Origin of the sequence: Stenotrophomonas sp. CASM110 (assembly GCF_049384345.1) — a bacterium.
GTDB lineage: Bacteria > Pseudomonadota > Gammaproteobacteria > Xanthomonadales > Xanthomonadaceae > Stenotrophomonas > Stenotrophomonas muris.
This window is the reverse complement of sequence record NZ_JBMRGI010000007.1, coordinates 68,877-87,479: the sequence shown is the minus strand read 5'-3', so window position 1 is coordinate 87,479 and position 18,603 is coordinate 68,877. Positions and strand designations below refer to the sequence as shown.

The following is an 18,603-nucleotide window of genomic DNA, read 5'->3' as shown; positions in this document are numbered from 1 at the left end:
GCTGAGTTGGTGGTTCGAAATCCATTGGAGGCGACGGGACTTCATGACTCGTCTCTCGATTCAGTGCAGGTGTCGATCCTGGATAGATCCTGCCTGATACGGACTGTTGGCGTATGTGGTGACCTTGCGGAAGGAGCATTGGCTGACATTGGTTGCCATAACCTAGAATCGTTCTTCCTGCTGTCCGACAGTCAGGAGCTGTCGGACAACGCTTGGCCCGGGAACATTCAGGATGGCCATTTTGATGGGTTAGGCTGCACTGGCGTGCTTCGGCTTTATCTGGCCGGAGGCATGCTGGAGGCGGGGGGCAGTCTACTCAGGTCGGAGCTCCCTGCGCTGTCTGGACATTCTCCACGACCCAGCGTGTCCGCGGCCTCTGGAACACGACTCGATGGAGTTGCTGCCGGGCGGCTGAGTTTCGCTGTCTTGACGGGGTTGAGCCATTCCGTAGGCAGCAAGCAGTTCTCAGCTCAGCTGTTGGTGCTGAGGGATACAGATGTCATCTGCTTGCCAGACGTGCCTGAGCGCATTCCCGTGTCTGTCTGCTTCGAGGGCGTCAAGTCGTGCGCGGTGAGGTTTGATGAAACCGCAATGGAGTGGAGCGAACGTCTTGGAAATGTTGCGAGCTGCATCGTCGACGAAAAGCGAGGAGTCTGCTGGTTATACCTGCGAAACGGGATAGTCATGATCGAGGCCCGCGCCGCAGTGATGATGTCCGATTAGATTGAGTCGAAGAAAACGCAAGAAAGTTCGGCTGCGATCATCAAGCCGAGCATAGGCTCGGCTCTACAGTGGATCCACGCCATGGGGCGATGCGCTTCGGTAGTGCCGGCCGCTGGCCGGCAACCAAGCCTCAACCCCCAGCCAGCCCCAGATACCGCTCATGCAGCGCTTCCACCTGCGCCTGCAGCTCTTCCGGGTGACCATCGTTGACCACTACATCATCGGCCAGTGCCAACCGCTGCGCGCGGCTGGCCTGGGCGGCGATCATCTTGTCGGCCAGCGCGGCGTCGATGCCGTCGCGCTGCATCAGCCGGGCGTGCTGCACGGCTTCGGGCGCATCCACCAGCAATACCCGGTCCAACCACGGGTAGGCCTGCCGCCCACCGACCTCAGTCAGCAACGGAATGGCGGCAATCGCATAGGGGCTGGCGGCCTGCTCGCACTGCTGTTGCATCAGCAGACGGATGGCCGGGTGGGTGATCGCTTCCAGCGCCGCCCGTTCGGTCGGGTCGGCGAACACGTGGGCCCGCAGGCGTGCCCGATCCAGGCTGCCGTCCGCCTGCAGCATGCCGGCGCCGAAGCGCTCGGCGATACGGTCCAGGGCCGGGCTGCCGGCGGCAACCACCGCGCGGGCGGCCAGATCGGCGTCGGCCACCACGATGCCCAGCGCCTCGAAGCGCCGGGTCACCTCGCTCTTGCCGGCGGCAATGCCGCCGGTCAGGCCAACCACATAGCGGCTCATGGGGATTCCCCTCAGCGCAGTCCGCTCAACACCAGGTACTGCTCCACCACGGGCGCGCCCCACATGAAGTACAGCCAGCCCGCGATGGCCAGGTAGGGGCCGAACGGGATCGGCGTGGCGCGGTCACGGCCCCTGGTGTACAGCCAGATCGAGCCGATGATGGCGCCCAGCACCGACGACAGCAGGATGATCGGCAGGATGCCCTTCAGCCCGCACCAGGCGCCGAGCGCGGCCAACAGCTTGAAATCGCCGTGGCCCATGCCTTCCTTGCCGGTCAGCTGCTTGAACAGCCACCAGACCATCCACAGCGACAGATAGCCCACCGCCGCGCCGACCAAGGCAGGCTTGGCCGGCATGTACAGGTTGTCGATGTTGCCTATCAGGCCCAGCCACATCAGTGGCAGGGTCAACTGGTCAGGCAGCAGCTGGGTGCGCAGGTCGATGCCGGACAAGGCGATCAGGAAGCAGGTCAGCACGATGGCGCCGAAGCCCTGCCAGCCGAAGCCGAACTGCCAGACGCAGGCCAGCACCAATACCGAGGTCAGGGCCTCGACCAGCGGGTACTGCAGCGAGATCGGCGCCTTGCAGTGGCGGCACTTGCCGCCCTGGATGATCCAGCTGAACAGCGGGATGTTCTCGTACCAGCTCAGCTTGTGCTTGCAGTGCGGGCAGTGCGAAGGCTCGACCACGATCCCCGGTGGCGGGGGTTCGTAGAAGTCCGGTTCTTCCAGGACCTCGCGCGCATCGCGCTTCCACTGCCACTCCAGCCGCTTGGGCAGGCGCAGGATGACGACGTTGAGGAAACTGCCCAGCAGCAGCCCCAGGGCGGCCGCGGCGGGGTAGCCGAGGCCGGGATGCTGGTCGAGAAATGCCATTGATACCTTTAGCCGACGACGGCGCCAAGTTTGAAGATGGGCAGGTACATGCCGACAACAATACCGCCGACGATGGTGCCAATGAATACCATGATCATCGGTTCCAGCAGGCTGCTCAAGGCATCGACCGCATTGCTGACCTCCTGTTCATAATACTCCGCAACCTTGAACAGCATCGCGTCCAGGGCACCGGCCTCTTCACCGATACCGGTCATCTGGATGACCATGTGCGGGAACAGCGCGGTCTGTTTCATGGCCATGTTGACTGGATAGCCTACTGAGACATCGTCGCGCATACGGAGCACGGATTCCTCATAGACCTTGTTACCTGTGGCACCTGCAACGATTCCAAGCGCTTCGACCAAGGGCACACCAGCTTTGAATGTCACTGCGGTCGTCCGGGCGAAGCGCGCAATGGAGCTGTTATGCATGATCTGGCCGATCACTGGCACCTTGAGGATGAGCCTATCCATGGTGTGCCGCATGTTAGGCGAGCGTTTGTAGGCAGCGATGAAGCCAGCAACCGCGCCCGCCAGCACCAGTAACATCAACCACCACCAGGACACCATGAACCGCGACAGGTTCACGATCATCTGGGTGAACGCCGGTAGTTCTGCACCGAACCCTTTGAAAACGTCCTCGAACTGTGGGACCACCCAGACCAGCAGGATGCCACTGACGACGAGTGCCACCGCCATTACCATGACTGGGTAGAACAAGGCCTTCTTGATCTTGCCCTTAAGGGACTCGATGTTCTCTTTATAGGTTGCGACAGTGTCCAGCACTGTTTCCAGCACGCCAGCGCCTTCGCCAGCGCGGACCAAGTTCCGGTAGAGGTCATCGAACTGCACAGGATGTTTGCTGACCGCTTCATATAGAGAAGAGCCGCCCTCAATGTCCGTACGGACCGAATCCACCATCTTCTTCATGCGTGGGTTCTTGTGGCCGCTGGCGATGATGTCCAACGCACCCACGATAGGTACGCCCGACTTCATCATGGTGGCCATCTGCCGACTGAAGAAGGCAATATCCTTTGATGAAATCTTGCTGCCGGCATTGCCGAACAGAGGTTTGGGCTTGGGCTTCACTGTGCCAGGATTGATGCCCTGACGTCGCAGTTCGGCCCTCAGCAGATTGGCATTCTTTGCCGCCTGCTCCCCTTTCATCTTTACGCCCCGCTTGTCGGTCCCCTCCCAGACAAACGGCTGCAGCTCCGTAGTGCCACGCGCCACGGGCTGCTTCTTGATCGTACTGCGACTGACAGACATATCGGCTCCCCAAGACCCACCATCCCCAGGCGGGCGTCTAGCGGCTGATGGTAGCGGGTTCACGCCCGTCTGGGCAGTTGGTAAGGGGGGCGGAATGCAATTTCGTGCCCGGCGCCGGCCAAAGGTGACGCACTGCGTCACATTGCCGCGTCCATCGCAGATTCGCATCCGGGGGGTTCCCATCCGTGAAATAGCTGCCATCATGGGCGCGGGGAAATCCAGGGGGAGGCGTGCCGGGTTGGCACGCAACCTGCGTTGATCCACCCGCAGGGGGCAGGACCCGCTCAGCTGGCCGCCGGCCAGACCGATCCTGCGCTCTGAAATCAACCACCACTATCTTGGGGATGTACCAAATGAAGAACCAGAAGGGCTTCACCCTTATCGAACTGATGATCGTCGTTGCGATCATTGCAATCCTGGCTGCCATCGCCCTGCCGCAGTACCAGAACTACGTAGCCAAGTCGCAGTTCACGGCAGGCCTCGCCGAAGTTTCGGCCGGCAAGACTGCCTACGAAACCAAGGTGAATGACGGTGTCACTGACGGCACGCAGTACACCACTGTATCGAACCTGGGCCTGAAGGATAGCGATCGTTGCGCGCTCACCGCGACCGCTCCGGATAACACCGGCGCTGGTTCGATTGTGTGCACCTTGAAGGGTAACCCGAAGGTTGCCACCAAGAAGATCACCTTGGAGCGTGACGCCAACGGCAACTGGAGCTGCAAGTCCGATCTGGCTGCTGCCGACAAGCCGAAGTATGCTCCGGCTACCTGCCAGGGCTGATACTTAGCAGTGATCGAAGGAGGGCCCCGCGTTGTCGGGGCCTTCTTCGTTTGGAGGCTATCCAACTAATTCGAGCCTGATGGGGAGGCGCGATGTTAAGGCATGCCGGTTTTACTCTGATTGAGCTCATGATCGCGGTCGCGATCATCGCGATCCTATCGGCGATCGCGATTCCTGTGTACCAAACTTTTGTCGCGAGATCGCAATTGACCGCTGCGTTGGCGGATATCAGGCCCGGCAAGACTACGGTTGAGTCTGTAGCCCAAGACAGCCGCAACGCGAGTCTGGTGAATGCGGAGTTCGTCGGTCTTTATCCGACGTCTCGTTGCACTGCTGTATCCGCTGTCTTGGATGAAGCCGGGGTGGGCAGTATCAGCTGCGTAGTCGATGGGGCACCGTCGATAAAGGGTAAAATCCTGTACCTAAAGCGCGCAGCCGACGGCACCTGGACCTGCGACGGCAGCGCCTTCGAAGCGCGCTATCGCCCAACCGGCTGTTGATCACACTTCGGCCTGCCAATGGGATGTTGGCGGGCCGTTGACGGGGCTATCATCCCCGGGGGAGTCAGGATCGTGCCTGCCGGGCTGGGAGTGCCGGGCGAGGCAGTCATGCTGAAGGATTGGCGTCGTCGTCGGCCATCGGGTCGCGGCAGGTTCTGCTGCCCTGTGCGGTGCCTCTGGAAGGCGCGCCGCACTGCCTGACCCATGATGAGCCAAGGATCCATATGAACGCCGTAACCACCGCCAATCTCGTCGGCATCACCGGCCTGGCCCGTCGCCTGGTCCAGGATGGTGCGCTGGACGAGGCTTCCGCCCGCGACGCCATGGCCAAGGCCGCTGCGGCCCGGCAGCCGCTGCCGACCTGGTTCGCGCAGAACAAGGTGGTCGGGGCGGCCCAGTTGGCGGCGGCCAACGCGGTCGAGTTCGGCATGCCGCTGTTCGACGTGTCCACGTTCGACGCCAGCCAGAACGCGATGAGCCTGGTCAGCGAGGAGCTGCTGCGCAAGCACAACGTGCTGCCGCTGTTCAAGCGCGGCGGCAAGCTGTTCGTGGGTACCAGCAATCCGACCCATTCGCTGGACGAGATCAAGTTCCACACCAATCTGGTGGTGGAGCCGATCCTGGTCGATGAAGACCAGATCCGCCGCACGCTCGAGCAGTGGCATGCCAGCCATGACACGCTGGGCGACGCGCTGGGCGGTGACGACGATGGCATGGGCAACCTGGATGTTGCGGCCGGAGACGAGGATCTCGGCGCCGGTGGCGACTCCGGCATCGATGCCAAGGGTGATGACACCCCGGTGGTGAAGTTCGTCAACAAGGTGCTGGTGGACGCGATCCGCAAGGGCGCCTCGGACATCCACTTCGAGCCCTATGAAGACGACTATCGCGTGCGCCTGCGCATCGATGGCCTGCTGAAGATGGTCGCGCGCGCGCCGGTGAAGCTGAACCAGCGCATCGCCGCGCGCCTGAAGGTGATGGCGCAGCTGGACATCGCCGAGAAGCGCGTGCCGCAGGACGGACGCATCAAGCTCAACCTGTCCAAGACCAAGCAGATCGACTTCCGCGTCAGCACGCTGCCGACCCTGTTCGGCGAGAAGGTGGTGCTGCGTATCCTGGACGGCAGCGCGGCCAAGCTGGGCATCGACAAGCTGGGTTACGAGCCGGACCAGCAGAAGCTGTTCCTGGAGGCCATCCACAAGCCCTACGGCATGGTGCTGGTGACCGGCCCGACCGGTTCGGGCAAGACGGTGTCGCTGTATACCGCGCTGGGCATCCTCAACGACGAGACGCGCAACATCTCCACCGCCGAAGACCCGGTGGAAATCCGCCTGCCCGGCGTCAACCAGGTGCAGCAGAACAACAAGCGCGGCATGACCTTCGCCGCGGCACTGCGCTCGTTCCTGCGACAGGATCCGGACATCATCATGGTCGGCGAAATCCGCGACCTGGAGACGGCCGAGATCGCGATCAAGGCGGCGCAGACCGGCCACATGGTGCTGTCCACGCTGCACACCAACGATGCACCGCAGACCATCGCGCGCCTGATGAACATGGGCATCGCGCCGTACAACATCACCAGCTCGGTGACGCTGGTGATCGCCCAGCGCCTGGCGCGCCGGTTGTGCAACAACTGCAAGCGCCCGGCCAACCTGCCAGAGCACGCGCTGCTGGCTGAAGGCTTTACCCAGGCGCAGCTGGATGCGGGTATCGAGCTGTACGAGGCGGTCGGCTGTGACGAGTGCACCGAGGGGTACAAGGGCCGCACCGGTATCTACCAGGTGATGCCGATGACCGACGAGATCGCCACGATCGTGCTGGCCGGTGGCAATGCGTTGCAGATTGCCGAGGCCGCACAGCAGATCGGGGTGAACGATCTGCGCCAGTCGGCGTTGAAGAAGGCGGCTGCGGGTGTCACCAGCCTGGCCGAGATCAACCGCGTTACCAAGGATTGAGGTAGAGCCGAGCCTATGCTCGGCTGATGGTTCGAAGAGCAGCCGAGCGTGGGCTCGGCTCTACAGTAGATCTGCGTCGTGCGTGGATGGGGTGGCCCGCGTCGGGCCCTGTCCTTACTCCATCCCCAGCTTTTTCAGCTTGTAGCGCAGCGCGCGGAAGGTGATGCCCAGCTGCGCGGCGGTGCGGGTCTTGTTCCAGCGGTTCTCTTCCAGCGCGCGCTGGATGGCGCTGCGCTCGAGCTGTTCGATGTACGAGGGCAGGGGGGCGCTGCCGGGCTGCAGGTCCACCACGGCCTCGGCGTGTGCTGCGCTGCCGGGCGTGCGCGGGGCATGCTGCGGCAGGCGCAGGTCGTCGGCGCCGATGCGGTCTTCTTCGGCCAGGGCCAGCGCGCGTTCCAGGATGTTCTCCAATTCGCGCACGTTGCCAGGGAAGGCGTACTGGGCCAGTGCGTCCAGCGCCGACGGCGCCAGCAACGGCGTCGGGCGGCCATGGCTGCGGGCCAGCCGTGCCAGTACCGATGCGGCCAGTTCCGGCAGGTCCTGGCGACGCTCGCGCAGCGGCGGCACCCTCAGTTCGATCACGTTGATGCGGTAGTAGAGGTCGTGGCGGAAGCGCCCGTCCTCGACCAGCTCGGCCAGGTCCTTGTGGGTGGCCGAGAGGATGCGCACGTCAACCGGCTCCTCGGCAGCCGCGCCCACCGCGCGCACCGACTTCTCCTGGATCGCGCGCAGCAGCTTCACCTGCATCTGCAGCGGCAGCTCGGCCACTTCGTCGAGGAACAGGGTGCCGCCATGCGCGGCCTGGAACAGCCCGGGCTTGTCGGCGTGGGCGCCGCTGAAGCTGCCTTTGCGGTGGCCGAAGAATTCGCTTTCCATCAGCTCGCCGGGAATGGCGCCGCAGTTGACCGGCACGAACGGGCCGGCCGCGCGGGCGCCCTGGGCGTGGATGGTGCGTGCGACCAGCTCCTTGCCCACGCCGGATTCGCCGAGGATGTAGACCGGCGCCTGGCTGCGCGCGACCTTGCCGATGGTGGTACGCAGCACGTCCATGGCCGGCGAATCACCAAGCAGGCGTGCGCCCTGTTCGGCGGCGGGGCCGGGCGCGGGGCGCTCGGTGTTGTTGAGTTCCAGCGCGTGCTTGACCAGGCCGCGCAGCACGGCGATGTCCACCGGCTTGCTGACGAAGTCGAAGGCACCGGCCTTCAGCGCTTCCACGGCCAGGTCCATGCTGCCGAAGGCGGTGATCATCGCCACCGGCGTGCGTGGGTAGTGCTGGGCGATCTCACTGACCAGCTCGATGCCGTTGCCGTCCGGCAGGCGCATGTCGGTGATGCACAGGTCGTACGGATTGCTGGCCAGCAGTTCGCGCGCTTCGGCAAGGTTGGCTGCCGTACTGATGCGCAGCCCCATGCGGCCGAGCGTCAGTACCAGCAGTTCGCGGATGTCGCGTTCGTCGTCGACGACGAGGGCGCTGCGGGTTTCGTTCATGGGCGTGAAAGATAAACGAGGGGGCTGGAAGCGACAAATGTTTGACGCACAGAATCGAGATCAGGTGGGCAACAGCGTATGCGGGCCGGGCAGCACCAGGCGGAAGCAGGAGCCTCCAGCGGGAACCGGGATGTAGTCCAGCCGCGCCTGGTTGGCCCGGCACAGCTCGCGGGCGATATACAGGCCCAGCCCGGTGCCATGCTCGGACGTGGTGAAGAACGGCCGGAACAACTGTGCGGCCACACTCTCGGGAATACCGGGGCCACGGTCCATCACGTCGATGACCGCACTGCGCTCGTGCTGCGCCACGCGCAGGCGCACCCGCGCCGGCTGCTGGCCGATGCGCCCGTACTTGAGCGCGTTGTGCACCAGCACGGTCAGCACCTGGTAGAGGTGCTTGGTGTCGACCTGGGCCAGCACCGAGGTGTCGTTGATGATCGGCTCGATGCTGTCGGTCTCCAGCGTCTGGCCCTGCTTGTACTCCAGCACGAAGCGGCGCACGAAGGCGGCCAGGTCGACGTTCTCCGGCGTGGCGCGCTCGCGCCGGGCCAAGCCCAGCACGCTTTCGACGATGCCGTTGGTGCGCTGGCACTGCTGGCGGATGATCTGCAGCAGGCGGCGGTCGCTTTCGTTGAAGCCGGTGCCTTCTTCCAGCAGCTGCACCGCGTAGTTGATCGCGGCCAGTGGGTTGCGGATCTCGTGGGCGAGGCTGGCCGAGAAGCGGCCCATCGCCGACAGGGTGAGCGATTCGGCGCGGCGCGAGACCACGCTGGAGTCGTCCAGGAACACCAGGGCCAGGTCGCTGCCGGCCAGCAGGCGGGCAAAGCGCGGCTGCACTTCGGGCTGGTCGGGGTTGAGCTGCAGCGGTAGTTCGTCCTGCGCCCAGCCATTGCGCCAGCGCTGCAGGCGACGGGCGAGTTCCGGGGCGGCGCTGGCCAGGTCCAGGCGGCCGCTTTCGCCGCTGCCATCACTGTCACCGAGCAGCATCGAGGCCGCCTCGTTGGCCAGGGTGACGCGGTTGTCGGCGTCGACCACCAGCACGCCGGTACGCATGCGGCGGATGATCAGCTCGTTGATCTGGAACAGGTTGGCCACTTCGTCGCCGCGCTGGTTGGCCAGCTGCTGGTTGCGGCGCGCGCGGCTGCCGACCTGGTAACTGATGAAGGCCAGTGCCAGGTAGCTGGTGGCGAACATGGCCAGTTCGGCCAGGGTACGGGTGGGGTCGCCGCCTTCCAGCAGCTTCCAGGTGTACTCCACGCCGGTGGCGAGGCTGGCGGCCAGGGCCAGGCCCAGCCCCAGGCTGAGCGGCAGCAGGGTGGCGGCGGCGGCGATGTTGAACAGCAGCGACATCGAGATGCCGGCGCTGGCACCGGGCAGGGCATGCGACAACAGGGTGGCGGCGACGATATCCACCAGCACGCCGCTGACCACGATCGGGCGCAGCCAGCGTTCGTTGCGGCCGATCACCAGGGCCAGCAGGGACAGCACCAGGTAGATGGCGGCGACGGTGTCGGCCAGCCGCGGGTGGTGGGCTTCGCCGACCATGGCCGACAGCGGGCTGTAGAGCAGCGCGGCGATGACCGAGGCGATCAGCACCCGGTACAGCGCGAAGAAATACAGCTCACGCCGCGGAATCGATTCGATGCGGTCGATCAATGAAGCACTGGGTGACACGCCGGAACTCCCCTTCTGGCTGCCTGGGTCTGGACGCTGCGGCGGGCCTGCCCGGCGTCCCCTGAGGCCGGGCGGGCACGTCGCTTCGATGTAGCCTGCGGTGGAAGCAGCAGGGCAAGCCCGACTCTACACACCTTGGTCGGCCAGTATAGGGCCCCAGGCAGGGCGCCGCCGGAGCCGCCCGGATCGCGCATTTGGCCCGGGATGGATACCGGTGGCCAGTGGGCCGCCGGGCGCAACTGCCTGAATGACGGCGGAAATCTGGCCGGGTCTGGCGTTTTGTACAGACTTCTTTGCGCCCCGGCGCCGGCTCGGCCACAATAGTGGGCCCGCCGCGGTCCATGCCGGCGCCCCGCCGGGGCCCTGAGGAATTGCGTGCGGTCGTTCCTATTCCCACGGTGACGCATGAATTTCCACGAATACCAGTCAAAACAACTGCTTGCCGAGTACGGCATCCCGGTCCCGGCCGGCAAGGTCGCTGCGACCCCGGACGAAGCGGTTGCCGCTGCCAACTCCCTGGGCCAGGGCCCCTGGATGGTCAAGGCGCAGATCCACGCTGGCGGCCGCGGCAAGGCTGGCGGCGTCAAGTTCTGCAAGACCACCGACGACGTGAAGGCCGCTGCGGCCAAGATGCTCGGCACCAAGATGGCCACCTACCAGACCGCAGGCGTTGAACTGCCGGTCAACCTGGTGCTGGTGACCACCGCCGGCGAGATCGTCAAGGAACTGTACCTGTCGGTGCTGGTCGACCGTGGCACCAAGACCATCACCTACATCGCCTCTTCGGAAGGCGGCGTGGAAATCGAGCAGGTTGCTGCTGAAACCCCGGAGCTGATCCACTCGCTGAACGTCGATTTCGTCGAAGGCGTGCAGGGTTACCACGGCCGTGATTTCGGCTTCAAGCTGGGCCTGACTGCCAAGCAGGCCGGCCAGTTCGCCAGCATCATGGTGAACCTGTACCGCCTGTTCAACGAAAAGGACCTGGCCCTGGTTGAAATCAACCCGCTGGCCATCCTGGACGACGGCAACCTGTACGCGCTGGACGGCAAGTTCGACAGCGACGACAACGCCGCGTTCCGCCAGAAGGCCCTGGTCGCCATGCGCGACAAGACCCAGGAAGATCCGACCGAAGTGATCGCTTCGGAGCTGGACATCAACTACGTCACCATGGACGGCAACATCGGCTGCATGGTGAACGGCGCCGGCCTGGCCATGGCCACCATGGACGTCATCAAGCTCAACGGCGGCGAGCCGGCGAACTTCCTGGACGTGGGCGGCGGTGCCAACAAGCAGCGCGTCATCGAAGCGTTCAAGCTGATCCTGTCCTCGGACAAGGTTGAAGGCATCTTCGTCAACATCTTCGGCGGCATCGTCCGCTGCGACATGATTGCCGAAGGCATCATCGCCGCCGTGAAGGAAGTGGGCGTCAAGGTTCCGGTCGTGGTGCGCCTGGAAGGCACCAACGTGGAAGAAGGCAAGCAGCTGCTGCGCGACAGCGGCATGGCCATCATCCCGGCTGACAACATCAACGATGGCGCCAAGAAGATCGTTGAAGCTGTCAAGAACGCTGCCTGATTCGACACCAAGGAATTCCCATGTCTGTTTTGATTAACAAGAACACCAAGGTGATCGTGCAGGGCTTCACCGGCCAGCAGGGCACCTTCCACGCCACTCAGATGATCGAGTACGGCACCCAGGTTGTTGGCGGCGTGACCCCGGGCAAGGGGGGCACCACCCACATCGATCTGCCGGTCTTCAACACCGTTGCCGATGCCGTGCAGAGCACCGGCGCCAACGCTTCGGTCATCTACGTGCCGCCGCCGTACGCGGCCGACGCGATCCTGGAAGCCGCAGCTGCCGGCATCAAGGTCATCGTCTGCATCACCGAAGGCATCCCGGTGCTGGACATGCTGCGCGTCAAGAACGTGCTGACCCGTTCGCATCCGGACACCGTGCTGATCGGGCCGAACTGCCCGGGCGTCATCACCCCGGGCGAGTGCAAGATCGGCATCATGCCGGGCCACATCCACCAGCCGGGCAAGATCGGCATCGTGTCGCGTTCGGGCACCCTGACCTATGAAGCGGTCAAGCAGACCACCGAAGTCGGCCTGGGCCAGTCCACCTGCATCGGCATCGGTGGTGACCCGATCAACGGCCTGAACTTCGTCGACTGCCTGAAGCTGTTCAACGAAGACCCGCAGACCGAAGGCATCATCATGGTTGGCGAAATCGGCGGCGACGCCGAGGAAGCCGGCGCCGAGTACATCAAGAACCACGTGAAGAAGCCGGTCGTCGGTTTCATCGCCGGTGCGTCGGCTCCGGCCGGCAAGCGCATGGGCCACGCCGGTGCGATCGCCTCGGGCGGCAAGGGCACTGCCGAAGGCAAGTTCGCCGCCATGGAAGCTGCCGGTGTTGTCACCGTCCGCTCGCCGGGCGACCTGGGCGCTGCCATCGCCAAGCTGGTGAAATAAGATCGACTGCCTCCGGCAGACGATGCTGTAGAGCCGGCCGCTGGCCGGCTGCTTGAACACAGAAAGGCCGCCTCCGGGCGGCCTTTCTGCGTCTGGTGTGGGGCCAGATCCCTTTTGCTGCGCAAAACGGATCTGACCCCGGCGTTACAATGGCGGCATTGCAACCACAGGCTGGAATCCCATGGCTTCGATCCGCATCGCGATGGCGCAGTTCGACTTCCCGGTCGGCGATGTCGCCGGCAACACCGAGCGCATCATCGAGATGATCGGCCAGGCGCGCGACGAGTACGGCGCCGAGCTGGTGATGTTCCCCGAGCTGGCGGTGAGCGGCTACCCGCCGGAAGACCTGCTGCTGCGCCCGGGCTTCCTGTACGAGTGCGAGCAGGCGATGGCCCGCATCGCTGCCGCCTGCCGCGGCATCACCGCCGTGGTCGGCTGGCCGCAGGCGGCTGGCGCGGTGGTCTACAACGCCGCCAGCGTGCTGCGTGACGGCCTGGTCGAGCAGACCTACCGCAAGCGTGAGCTGCCCAACTACGCCGTGTTCGACGAGCGCCGCTACTTCGATGTCGATCCGGATGGCGGCAGCTGCGTGTTCGAGGTCAACGGTATTCCGGTTGGCCTGCTGATCTGCGAGGACCTGTGGTTTGCCGAGCCGCTGGCCGACACCATGCGCGCCGGTGCGCAGCTGGTGGTGGTGCCGAATGCTTCGCCGTACGAGCGTGGCAAGCATGCCCAGCGCGACGCCGTGCTGGCTGCACGTACCCGCGAGAGCGGGGCGGCGATCGCCTATCTCAACGTGGTTGGCGGCCAGGACGCGCTGGTGTTCGATGGCGCCTCGGTGGTGGCCGACGGTGATGGCACGGTGCACCCGGCCGCTGCTGCCTTCGTCGACCAGTGGCTGGTGGTGGAGTACGACGGCGCCAGCCGCCGCTTCATGCCGCACGTGTGGATGGACGACGGCGACGAGAGCATGGACGCGCTGGCCTGGCGCGCGGTGACCCGTGGCATCCAGGACTACTGCCGCAAGAACGGCTTCAAGAAAGTGTGGCTGGGCCTGTCCGGCGGCATCGACTCGGCGATCGTGCTGGCCATGGCGGTCGACGCGATGGGCGCGGAGAACGTAACCGCCGTGCGCCTGCCGTCGCGCTACACCGCGGGCCTGTCCAACGACCTGGCGGCCGAGCAGTGCCAGGCGCTGGGCGTGAAGCTGGAGGCGGTGTCGATCGAGCCGGCGTTCAAGGGCCTGATGGAAGCGTTGGCGCCGATGTTCGAGGGCACCGCGCCGGACGTGACCGAAGAGAACCTGCAGTCGCGCAGCCGCGGGGTGATCCTGATGGCGCTGGCCAACAAGTTCGGCGGCTTGCTGCTGACCACCGGCAACAAGAGCGAGTACGCGGTCGGCTACGCCACCATCTACGGCGACATGTGCGGTGGCTATGCGCCGCTGAAGGACCTGTACAAGACCGAAGTGTTCGGCCTGTCCAAGTGGCGCAATACCGTGGGCGGCGCACCGGTGATCCCGCCGGCGGTGATCAGCCGCCCGCCGTCGGCCGAGCTGCGCGAGAACCAGCTGGACCAGGATTCGTTGCCGGCCTATGACGTGCTGGACGGCATCCTGTACCGCTACATCGACCAGGAGCAGTCGCGCACGGAGATCGTGGCGGCCGGCTATGACGCGGCCGTGGTCGACCGCGTGCTGCGGCTGGTGCGCATCAGCGAGTGGAAGCGGCACCAGGCCGCACCGGGGCCGAAGGTCTCGCGCCGGGCGTTCGGCCGCGAGCGTCGTTACCCGATCAGCAACGGCTACAAGGGCTGAGGCAGCGGTTGGCAGGTAATGCCGGCCGCTGGCCGGCAACGTCCTATAGCGCGTATCCACGCATGGCGTGGATCTACTGCATTCGGTAGTGCCGGCCGCTGGCCGGCAACTTCCTGGATCGCGTATCCGGCATGGCGTGGATCTACCGGGCTTCGTCGAGCCGTTGTTCGAGGCCTGCGATCTCCGCAGCGTCGTTGAAGTGGTCGCCCTCCAGTCGTGCACGCACGAACGCCAGGGCATCCGCCGCCGCCGCATCCAGCGTGCCGCGATGATCGACCGGGTAGCGCCGGAACGCGACCGGCTCACCTCGCACGGCCAGGCTTGCGGCGTACAGCAGGGTGGTCAGATAGGGCACGTCGCGGTCCTCGCTGCCATGGGCCAGCATCAGCGGCTGGCTGAAGCCGCGGCGCGGTACACCCAGATAGTCGTACAGCACCGCCCAGATGCCCGGCACGCTGGTCAGTGGTGCAGTAAACATGCTGCCGGTATCGGCGCCGTCCAGCGTGGCGGTCAGTTCGCTCAGGCACTGCTCGCGGGCCACTGCCACACGGGCACGGCCTGCGTCGCTGAGGACGCGGTCGATCTGAGGCGCGGCCTGCAGCAGGCCGTCGAGCAGATACGCGTGATATGCGTTGGGTGCGCCAGGATTGGCGGTGCGGTTGCCGGGATTCATCACCAGCGCGGTCAGTTCGACTGCGGTGGGCGTTCCGGCGGTGAAACTGCCGCGGTACTGCAGGGATGGGCCGCCATGGGAGGCGGCCAGATGGCCTGCTGTCAATGCGGCCGCGCCCCCCTGCGAATATCCGACCGAGACCCAGCGCGGCGACAATGTTGCCGTACCCAGGTACTGGCGGCTGGCCTTGACCATGTCGATGGCGTTGCGCGCCGCGGTACGCACGTGCAGGTAGGCATGATTGCCTGGGCTGCCCAGGCCCTGGTAGTCGGCGGCGGCGACGGCATAGCCCTGGGCCAGGAACACGTCCAGGAAGCGTCCGTCGCGTTCGGCATGGGTGGGGCCGGAGACCGAGGGCGCACAGCGATCCGCAATGCCCTGAGTGCCATGTGCCCAGGACACCACCGGCCACCCGCCCGCAGGCGCTGCGCCGGCGGGCAGGTACAGCAGGCCAGTGCCTTCGGCCAACTGGCCGCGGTGGTCCGGGGTGCGATAGTGCAGCTTGTACGCCTGGGCGGCCTTGGACGGCACCCAGGGCGCGCGATAGGGGGCGGCAGACAGCAGATCGCCCGGTGCGTCCCGCGCGGCGGCCGCGGGCGCCAGGGTCAGCGCCAGCAGGGCGCTGGCGAGAAGGCAGAACAGGAAACGGAAACTACAGGGCCGTGTCGGCATGGGGCGCTCCGTGATGGCCGGTGTGGCCGCAGCGCCGCAGTGTGGACACCCCCCGCCCAGGCGGGGTGCGACCGCCGTCGCAACTGCCAGGGATTCGTAGCATTCCGAGTGTCGTGGTCGATTGGTGCACGAACCATCCACGCATGGCGTGGATCTACCGACAAAGAAAAGGCCCCTTTCGGGGCCCTCTCTTACTTCTTCTCCAGTCGCGCGTTGCGCTGGCCGGTGCTGGCGGACTTCTCGCCGGCGAACGGGTTCAGCTTGCGGATCATCCACGGGTACTTCGGCCACTTGCCTTCCAGCCACGGGTGATTCGGCTGGTTCAGCTGCAGGACGCGACGGGCGTCGTCGGCCAGGGTCTTGTTGCCCAGGTGGGTGTAGGAATCGGCCAGCACGGCCACGGCGTCGTACTGGAAGGCGCTCTGCGGGTAGGTTTCCAGCAGGTAGTTGGCGCGGCCCACGGCCGAGACCCAGGCGCCGCGGCGCATGTAGTACAGGGCGTTGTCCAGCTCGTGCTGGGCGAACACGTCACGCAGCTCCAGCATGCGCTGACGCGCATCGGCGGCGTAGCGGCTGTTCGGGTAACGATCAACCACGATGTTGAAGTCCGAGTACGCCTGGTGCGGCGTGGACAGGTCGCGGCGGCTGGCATCCAGCGACCATACGCGGCGCAGGAAAACCGTACTGCGGTTGGAATTGGCCAGGCCGCGCAGGTAGTACAGGTAGGCGATGTTGCGGTGCGTCGGGTAGGTGCGGATGAAGCGGTCGATGCTGGAGACGGCGTCATCGTGCTTGCCGGCCTTGTACTGGGCGTAGGCGGTTTCGATCATCGCCTGCTCGGTGTACGGGCCGTACGGATACTGGGCCACCAGGCGGCGGAAGCTGGCTTCGGCGCCGCTCCAGTTGCCGCCCTGCATCAGCTTGTGGCTTTTCTCGTACAGCTGTTCGACCGGCACGCCTTCGTCGGGGCGATCACCCTTCTTGGCGCCGCGGTGGCAGCCGGTTGCGGCGATGACCAGCACCAGCAGCAGGGCGGTGAGGCGGACGGGCGCGGAGAGCATGGCGGAGCGTCGGATCATGGGGTCGAGGCGGGACGCGGCTGGAATACGAAGGGTCGATGATAGCCTAGTGTCCTGTCCAGCGACTGAAACCGGCCGCCGGGACCCCAAAATTTCAAAGAATGCCCCCTGCCATGTCTGAACAACCCTCTGAATCGGCCCGCCAGGCCATCGTCCCCGACACCGCTGCCGGCCGTCGTTTCGATGCCGTCGTGGCCGAACTGTTCCCCGAATATTCGCGTTCGCGCCTGACCGAGTGGATCAAGTCCGGTGACGTCCTGCTGGACGGCGCCCAGGTGCGCCCGCGCGATCCGCTGCGCGGCGGCGAGGTGGTGACCCTCCATGTGGTGCTGGAAACCCAGACCGACGCCCAGCCGGAGGACATCCCGCTGGACGTGCTGTTCGAGGACGAGCATGTGCTGGTGATCAACAAGCCGGTCGGCCTGGTGGTCCACCCCGGCGCCGGCAACCACAGCGGCACCCTGGTCAACGCGCTGCTGTTCCGCGACCCGTCGGTGGCGGTGCTGCCGCGCGCGGGCATCGTGCACCGCCTGGACAAGGACACCAGCGGCGTGATGGTGGTGGCCAAGACCCTGGAAGCGCAGACTGCATTGGTCGAGCAACTGGCGGCCCGTGACGTGCACCGCCAGTACCTGGCCATCGTGATGGGCGCGCTGGTGGCAGGCGGTACCGCCGATGCCCCGATCGACCGTCACCCGCGCGACCGGCTGAAGATGGCGGTGCGCGAAGACGGCAAGGAAGCGGTGACCCACTACCGCCTGCGCGAGCGCTTCCGTGCGCACACCGCGCTGGAGTGCCGCCTGGAAACCGGCCGTACCCACCAGATCCGCGTGCACATGGCACACGTGCGCCATCCGATCATCGGCGACCCGCTGTACGGCGGTGCGCTGAAGCTGCCCAAGGGTGCCAGCGACGAGCTGGTGGCCGCGCTGCGCGGCTTCAAGCGCCAGGCCTTGCACGCCGAGACCCTGGAGTTCATGCATCCGATCACCGGTGAGCCGGTGCGCAATACCGCGCCGGTGCCGGAGGACATGCTGCACCTGATGAAGGTGCTGCGCGAAGACAGCGAAGCCTTCGCCGCCCGCGAGCGGGATCGCTGGTGATGGCCGCCGCGCTGCCGTTGCTGCAGGCGGACTGGCCGGCGCCGGCAGGCGTCCATGCGCTGACCACGCGCCGGCATGGCGCGGGCATCTCGCCGGCGCCGTTCGCGCAGTTCAACCTCGGCAACCGGCACGCGGCCGATGGTGATACCCCGGCCAACGTGGAGCACAACCGCCAGCTGCTGCAGCAGGGGCTGGCGCTGCCGTCGGCACCGCACTGGCTGCGCCAGGTGCACAGCAGCACCGTGCTGCGCTTCACCGCGCCGCCGGTGGCTGGCGCCAGCGAACCGGTGGCCGACGCCGCGGTGACTTCGGTGCCGGGCGTGGTGCTGGCGATCCTGACCGCCGACTGCCTGCCGGTGGTGTTTGCCGCGGCCGATGGCAGCGAGGTGGGCGCGGCCCATGCCGGCTGGCGTGGACTGGCTGACGGCATGCTGGAGGCCACGGTGGCCGCCCTGCAGACGCCGCCGGCGCAGCTGCGGGCCTGGCTGGGCCCGGCCGCCGGGCCGTCCGACTATGAGATCGGCGAGGAGGTCTATCACGCCTTCGTCGGCCATGATCCGGCCGCCGAAGCGGCGTTCGTGGCGACCCGGCCGGGCCACTGGAAGGTGGACCTGTTCGCGCTGGCGCGGCAGCGGTTGCAGGCGGCGGGGATGGACCCGGCGCAGGTGTATGGCGGCACGGTGTCGACCATGGCCGATCCTGACCTGTATTCGCACCGGCGCGACCGTCGTACCGGGCGCATGGCGACCCTGGCCTGGATCGCGCCCTGACCACGCCGCTGT

15 protein-coding genes are annotated in these 18,603 nt (G+C 65.8%); 8 read left to right on the top strand and 7 right to left on the bottom strand.

The window, feature by feature from the left end:
* Positions 1–853 precede the first annotated feature (853 nt).
* From coaE to VG561_RS07730, 3 genes are read right to left on the bottom strand one after another with little or no spacing between them, the layout of a single operon-like run.
* Positions 854–1,465, bottom strand: coding sequence for a dephospho-CoA kinase (gene coaE / locus VG561_RS07740; RefSeq protein ID WP_423179519.1), 612 nt, complete (start codon positions 1,463–1,465; stop codon positions 854–856).
* 11 nt (positions 1,466–1,476) lie between these two features.
* Positions 1,477–2,340, bottom strand: coding sequence for a prepilin peptidase (locus tag VG561_RS07735; protein WP_005418626.1), 864 nt, complete (start codon positions 2,338–2,340; stop codon positions 1,477–1,479).
* An 8-nt stretch (positions 2,341–2,348) separates the two neighbouring features.
* Positions 2,349–3,608, bottom strand: coding sequence for a type II secretion system F family protein (locus VG561_RS07730; RefSeq protein WP_053495121.1), 1,260 nt, complete (start codon positions 3,606–3,608; stop codon positions 2,349–2,351).
* A 353-nt stretch (positions 3,609–3,961) separates the two neighbouring features.
* Between VG561_RS07730 and VG561_RS07725 the strand changes: the two genes are divergently transcribed.
* From VG561_RS07725 to pilB, 3 genes are all read left to right on the top strand, one after another.
* Positions 3,962–4,390, top strand: coding sequence for a pilin (locus tag VG561_RS07725; RefSeq protein ID WP_053495122.1), 429 nt, complete (start codon positions 3,962–3,964; stop codon positions 4,388–4,390).
* 92 nt (positions 4,391–4,482) lie between these two features.
* A complete protein-coding gene (locus tag VG561_RS07720; RefSeq protein ID WP_053495123.1) occupies positions 4,483–4,890 on the top strand; it encodes a pilin in 408 nt (135 codons plus the stop codon).
* A gap of 224 nt (positions 4,891–5,114) precedes the next feature.
* Positions 5,115–6,845: a type IV-A pilus assembly ATPase PilB gene (gene pilB, locus VG561_RS07715; protein ID WP_329890351.1), complete on the top strand. Its 1,731-nt coding sequence runs from the start codon at positions 5,115–5,117 to the stop codon at positions 6,843–6,845.
* Positions 6,846–6,959: 114 nt separating this feature from the next.
* Here pilB and VG561_RS07710 read toward each other — a convergent pair whose 3' ends face one another.
* Positions 6,960–8,333 carry a sigma-54-dependent transcriptional regulator gene (locus VG561_RS07710; RefSeq protein ID WP_423179518.1) on the bottom strand — a complete coding sequence of 458 codons (1,374 nt, stop codon included), beginning with the start codon at positions 8,331–8,333 and terminating at the stop codon, positions 6,960–6,962.
* Between the two features lie 60 nt (positions 8,334–8,393).
* A complete protein-coding gene (locus VG561_RS07705) occupies positions 8,394–10,007 on the bottom strand; it encodes a sensor histidine kinase (protein ID WP_014648198.1) in 1,614 nt (537 codons plus the stop codon).
* A 405-nt stretch (positions 10,008–10,412) separates the two neighbouring features.
* Here VG561_RS07705 and sucC point away from each other — a divergent pair, with 405 nt between their 5' ends.
* The 3 genes from sucC (at position 10,413) to VG561_RS07690 (ending at position 14,294) form a co-directional block, all read left to right on the top strand.
* The gene (gene sucC, locus VG561_RS07700; RefSeq protein WP_004154430.1) at positions 10,413–11,582 is read left to right on the top strand and encodes an ADP-forming succinate--CoA ligase subunit beta; all 1,170 of its coding nucleotides are present in this window, start codon (positions 10,413–10,415) and stop codon (positions 11,580–11,582) included.
* A gap of 20 nt (positions 11,583–11,602) precedes the next feature.
* Positions 11,603–12,478: a succinate--CoA ligase subunit alpha gene (gene sucD / locus VG561_RS07695; RefSeq protein ID WP_005410793.1), complete on the top strand. Its 876-nt coding sequence runs from the start codon at positions 11,603–11,605 to the stop codon at positions 12,476–12,478.
* Positions 12,479–12,659: 181 nt separating this feature from the next.
* Positions 12,660–14,294, top strand: coding sequence for an NAD+ synthase (locus tag VG561_RS07690; RefSeq protein WP_014648197.1), 1,635 nt, complete (start codon positions 12,660–12,662; stop codon positions 14,292–14,294).
* Positions 14,295–14,436: 142 nt separating this feature from the next.
* On the opposite strand, the gene VG561_RS07685 is transcribed toward VG561_RS07690, so the two are convergent.
* Both VG561_RS07685 and VG561_RS07680 read right to left on the bottom strand, forming a co-directional pair.
* A complete protein-coding gene (locus tag VG561_RS07685) occupies positions 14,437–15,639 on the bottom strand; it encodes a lipase family protein (protein ID WP_423179517.1) in 1,203 nt (400 codons plus the stop codon).
* 191 nt (positions 15,640–15,830) lie between these two features.
* Positions 15,831–16,718, bottom strand: a complete 888-nt coding sequence (locus VG561_RS07680) for an outer membrane protein assembly factor BamD (RefSeq protein ID WP_423179516.1) — start codon at positions 16,716–16,718, stop codon at positions 15,831–15,833.
* Between the two features lie 113 nt (positions 16,719–16,831).
* On the opposite strand from VG561_RS07680, the gene rluD reads away from it, so the two are divergent.
* A complete protein-coding gene (gene rluD, locus VG561_RS07675; RefSeq protein WP_014038257.1) occupies positions 16,832–17,821 on the top strand; it encodes a 23S rRNA pseudouridine(1911/1915/1917) synthase RluD in 990 nt (329 codons plus the stop codon).
* Positions 17,821–18,591, top strand: coding sequence for a peptidoglycan editing factor PgeF (gene pgeF, locus VG561_RS07670; protein WP_164077439.1), 771 nt, complete (start codon positions 17,821–17,823; stop codon positions 18,589–18,591). Before rluD ends, pgeF begins: the two co-directional genes overlap by 1 nt.
* Positions 18,592–18,603: the final 12 nt, after the last annotated feature.

Coding starts and splice junctions, on each gene's coding strand:
- coaE (WP_423179519.1), bottom strand. CDS start 1,465: ATGAGCCGCTATGTGGTTGGCCTGACCGGCGGCATTGCCGCCGGCAAG.
- VG561_RS07735 (WP_005418626.1), bottom strand. CDS start 2,340: ATGGCATTTCTCGACCAGCATCCCGGCCTCGGCTACCCCGCCGCGGCC.
- VG561_RS07730 (WP_053495121.1), bottom strand. CDS start 3,608: ATGTCTGTCAGTCGCAGTACGATCAAGAAGCAGCCCGTGGCGCGTGGC.
- VG561_RS07725 (WP_053495122.1), top strand. CDS start 3,962: ATGAAGAACCAGAAGGGCTTCACCCTTATCGAACTGATGATCGTCGTT.
- VG561_RS07720 (WP_053495123.1), top strand. CDS start 4,483: ATGTTAAGGCATGCCGGTTTTACTCTGATTGAGCTCATGATCGCGGTC.
- pilB (WP_329890351.1), top strand. CDS start 5,115: ATGAACGCCGTAACCACCGCCAATCTCGTCGGCATCACCGGCCTGGCC.
- VG561_RS07710 (WP_423179518.1), bottom strand. CDS start 8,333: ATGAACGAAACCCGCAGCGCCCTCGTCGTCGACGACGAACGCGACATC.
- sucC (WP_004154430.1), top strand. CDS start 10,413: ATGAATTTCCACGAATACCAGTCAAAACAACTGCTTGCCGAGTACGGC.
- sucD (WP_005410793.1), top strand. CDS start 11,603: ATGTCTGTTTTGATTAACAAGAACACCAAGGTGATCGTGCAGGGCTTC.
- VG561_RS07690 (WP_014648197.1), top strand. CDS start 12,660: ATGGCTTCGATCCGCATCGCGATGGCGCAGTTCGACTTCCCGGTCGGC.
- VG561_RS07685 (WP_423179517.1), bottom strand. CDS start 15,639: ATGCCGACACGGCCCTGTAGTTTCCGTTTCCTGTTCTGCCTTCTCGCC.
- VG561_RS07680 (WP_423179516.1), bottom strand. CDS start 16,718: ATGATCCGACGCTCCGCCATGCTCTCCGCGCCCGTCCGCCTCACCGCC.
- rluD (WP_014038257.1), top strand. CDS start 16,832: ATGTCTGAACAACCCTCTGAATCGGCCCGCCAGGCCATCGTCCCCGAC.
- pgeF (WP_164077439.1), top strand. CDS start 17,821: ATGGCCGCCGCGCTGCCGTTGCTGCAGGCGGACTGGCCGGCGCCGGCA.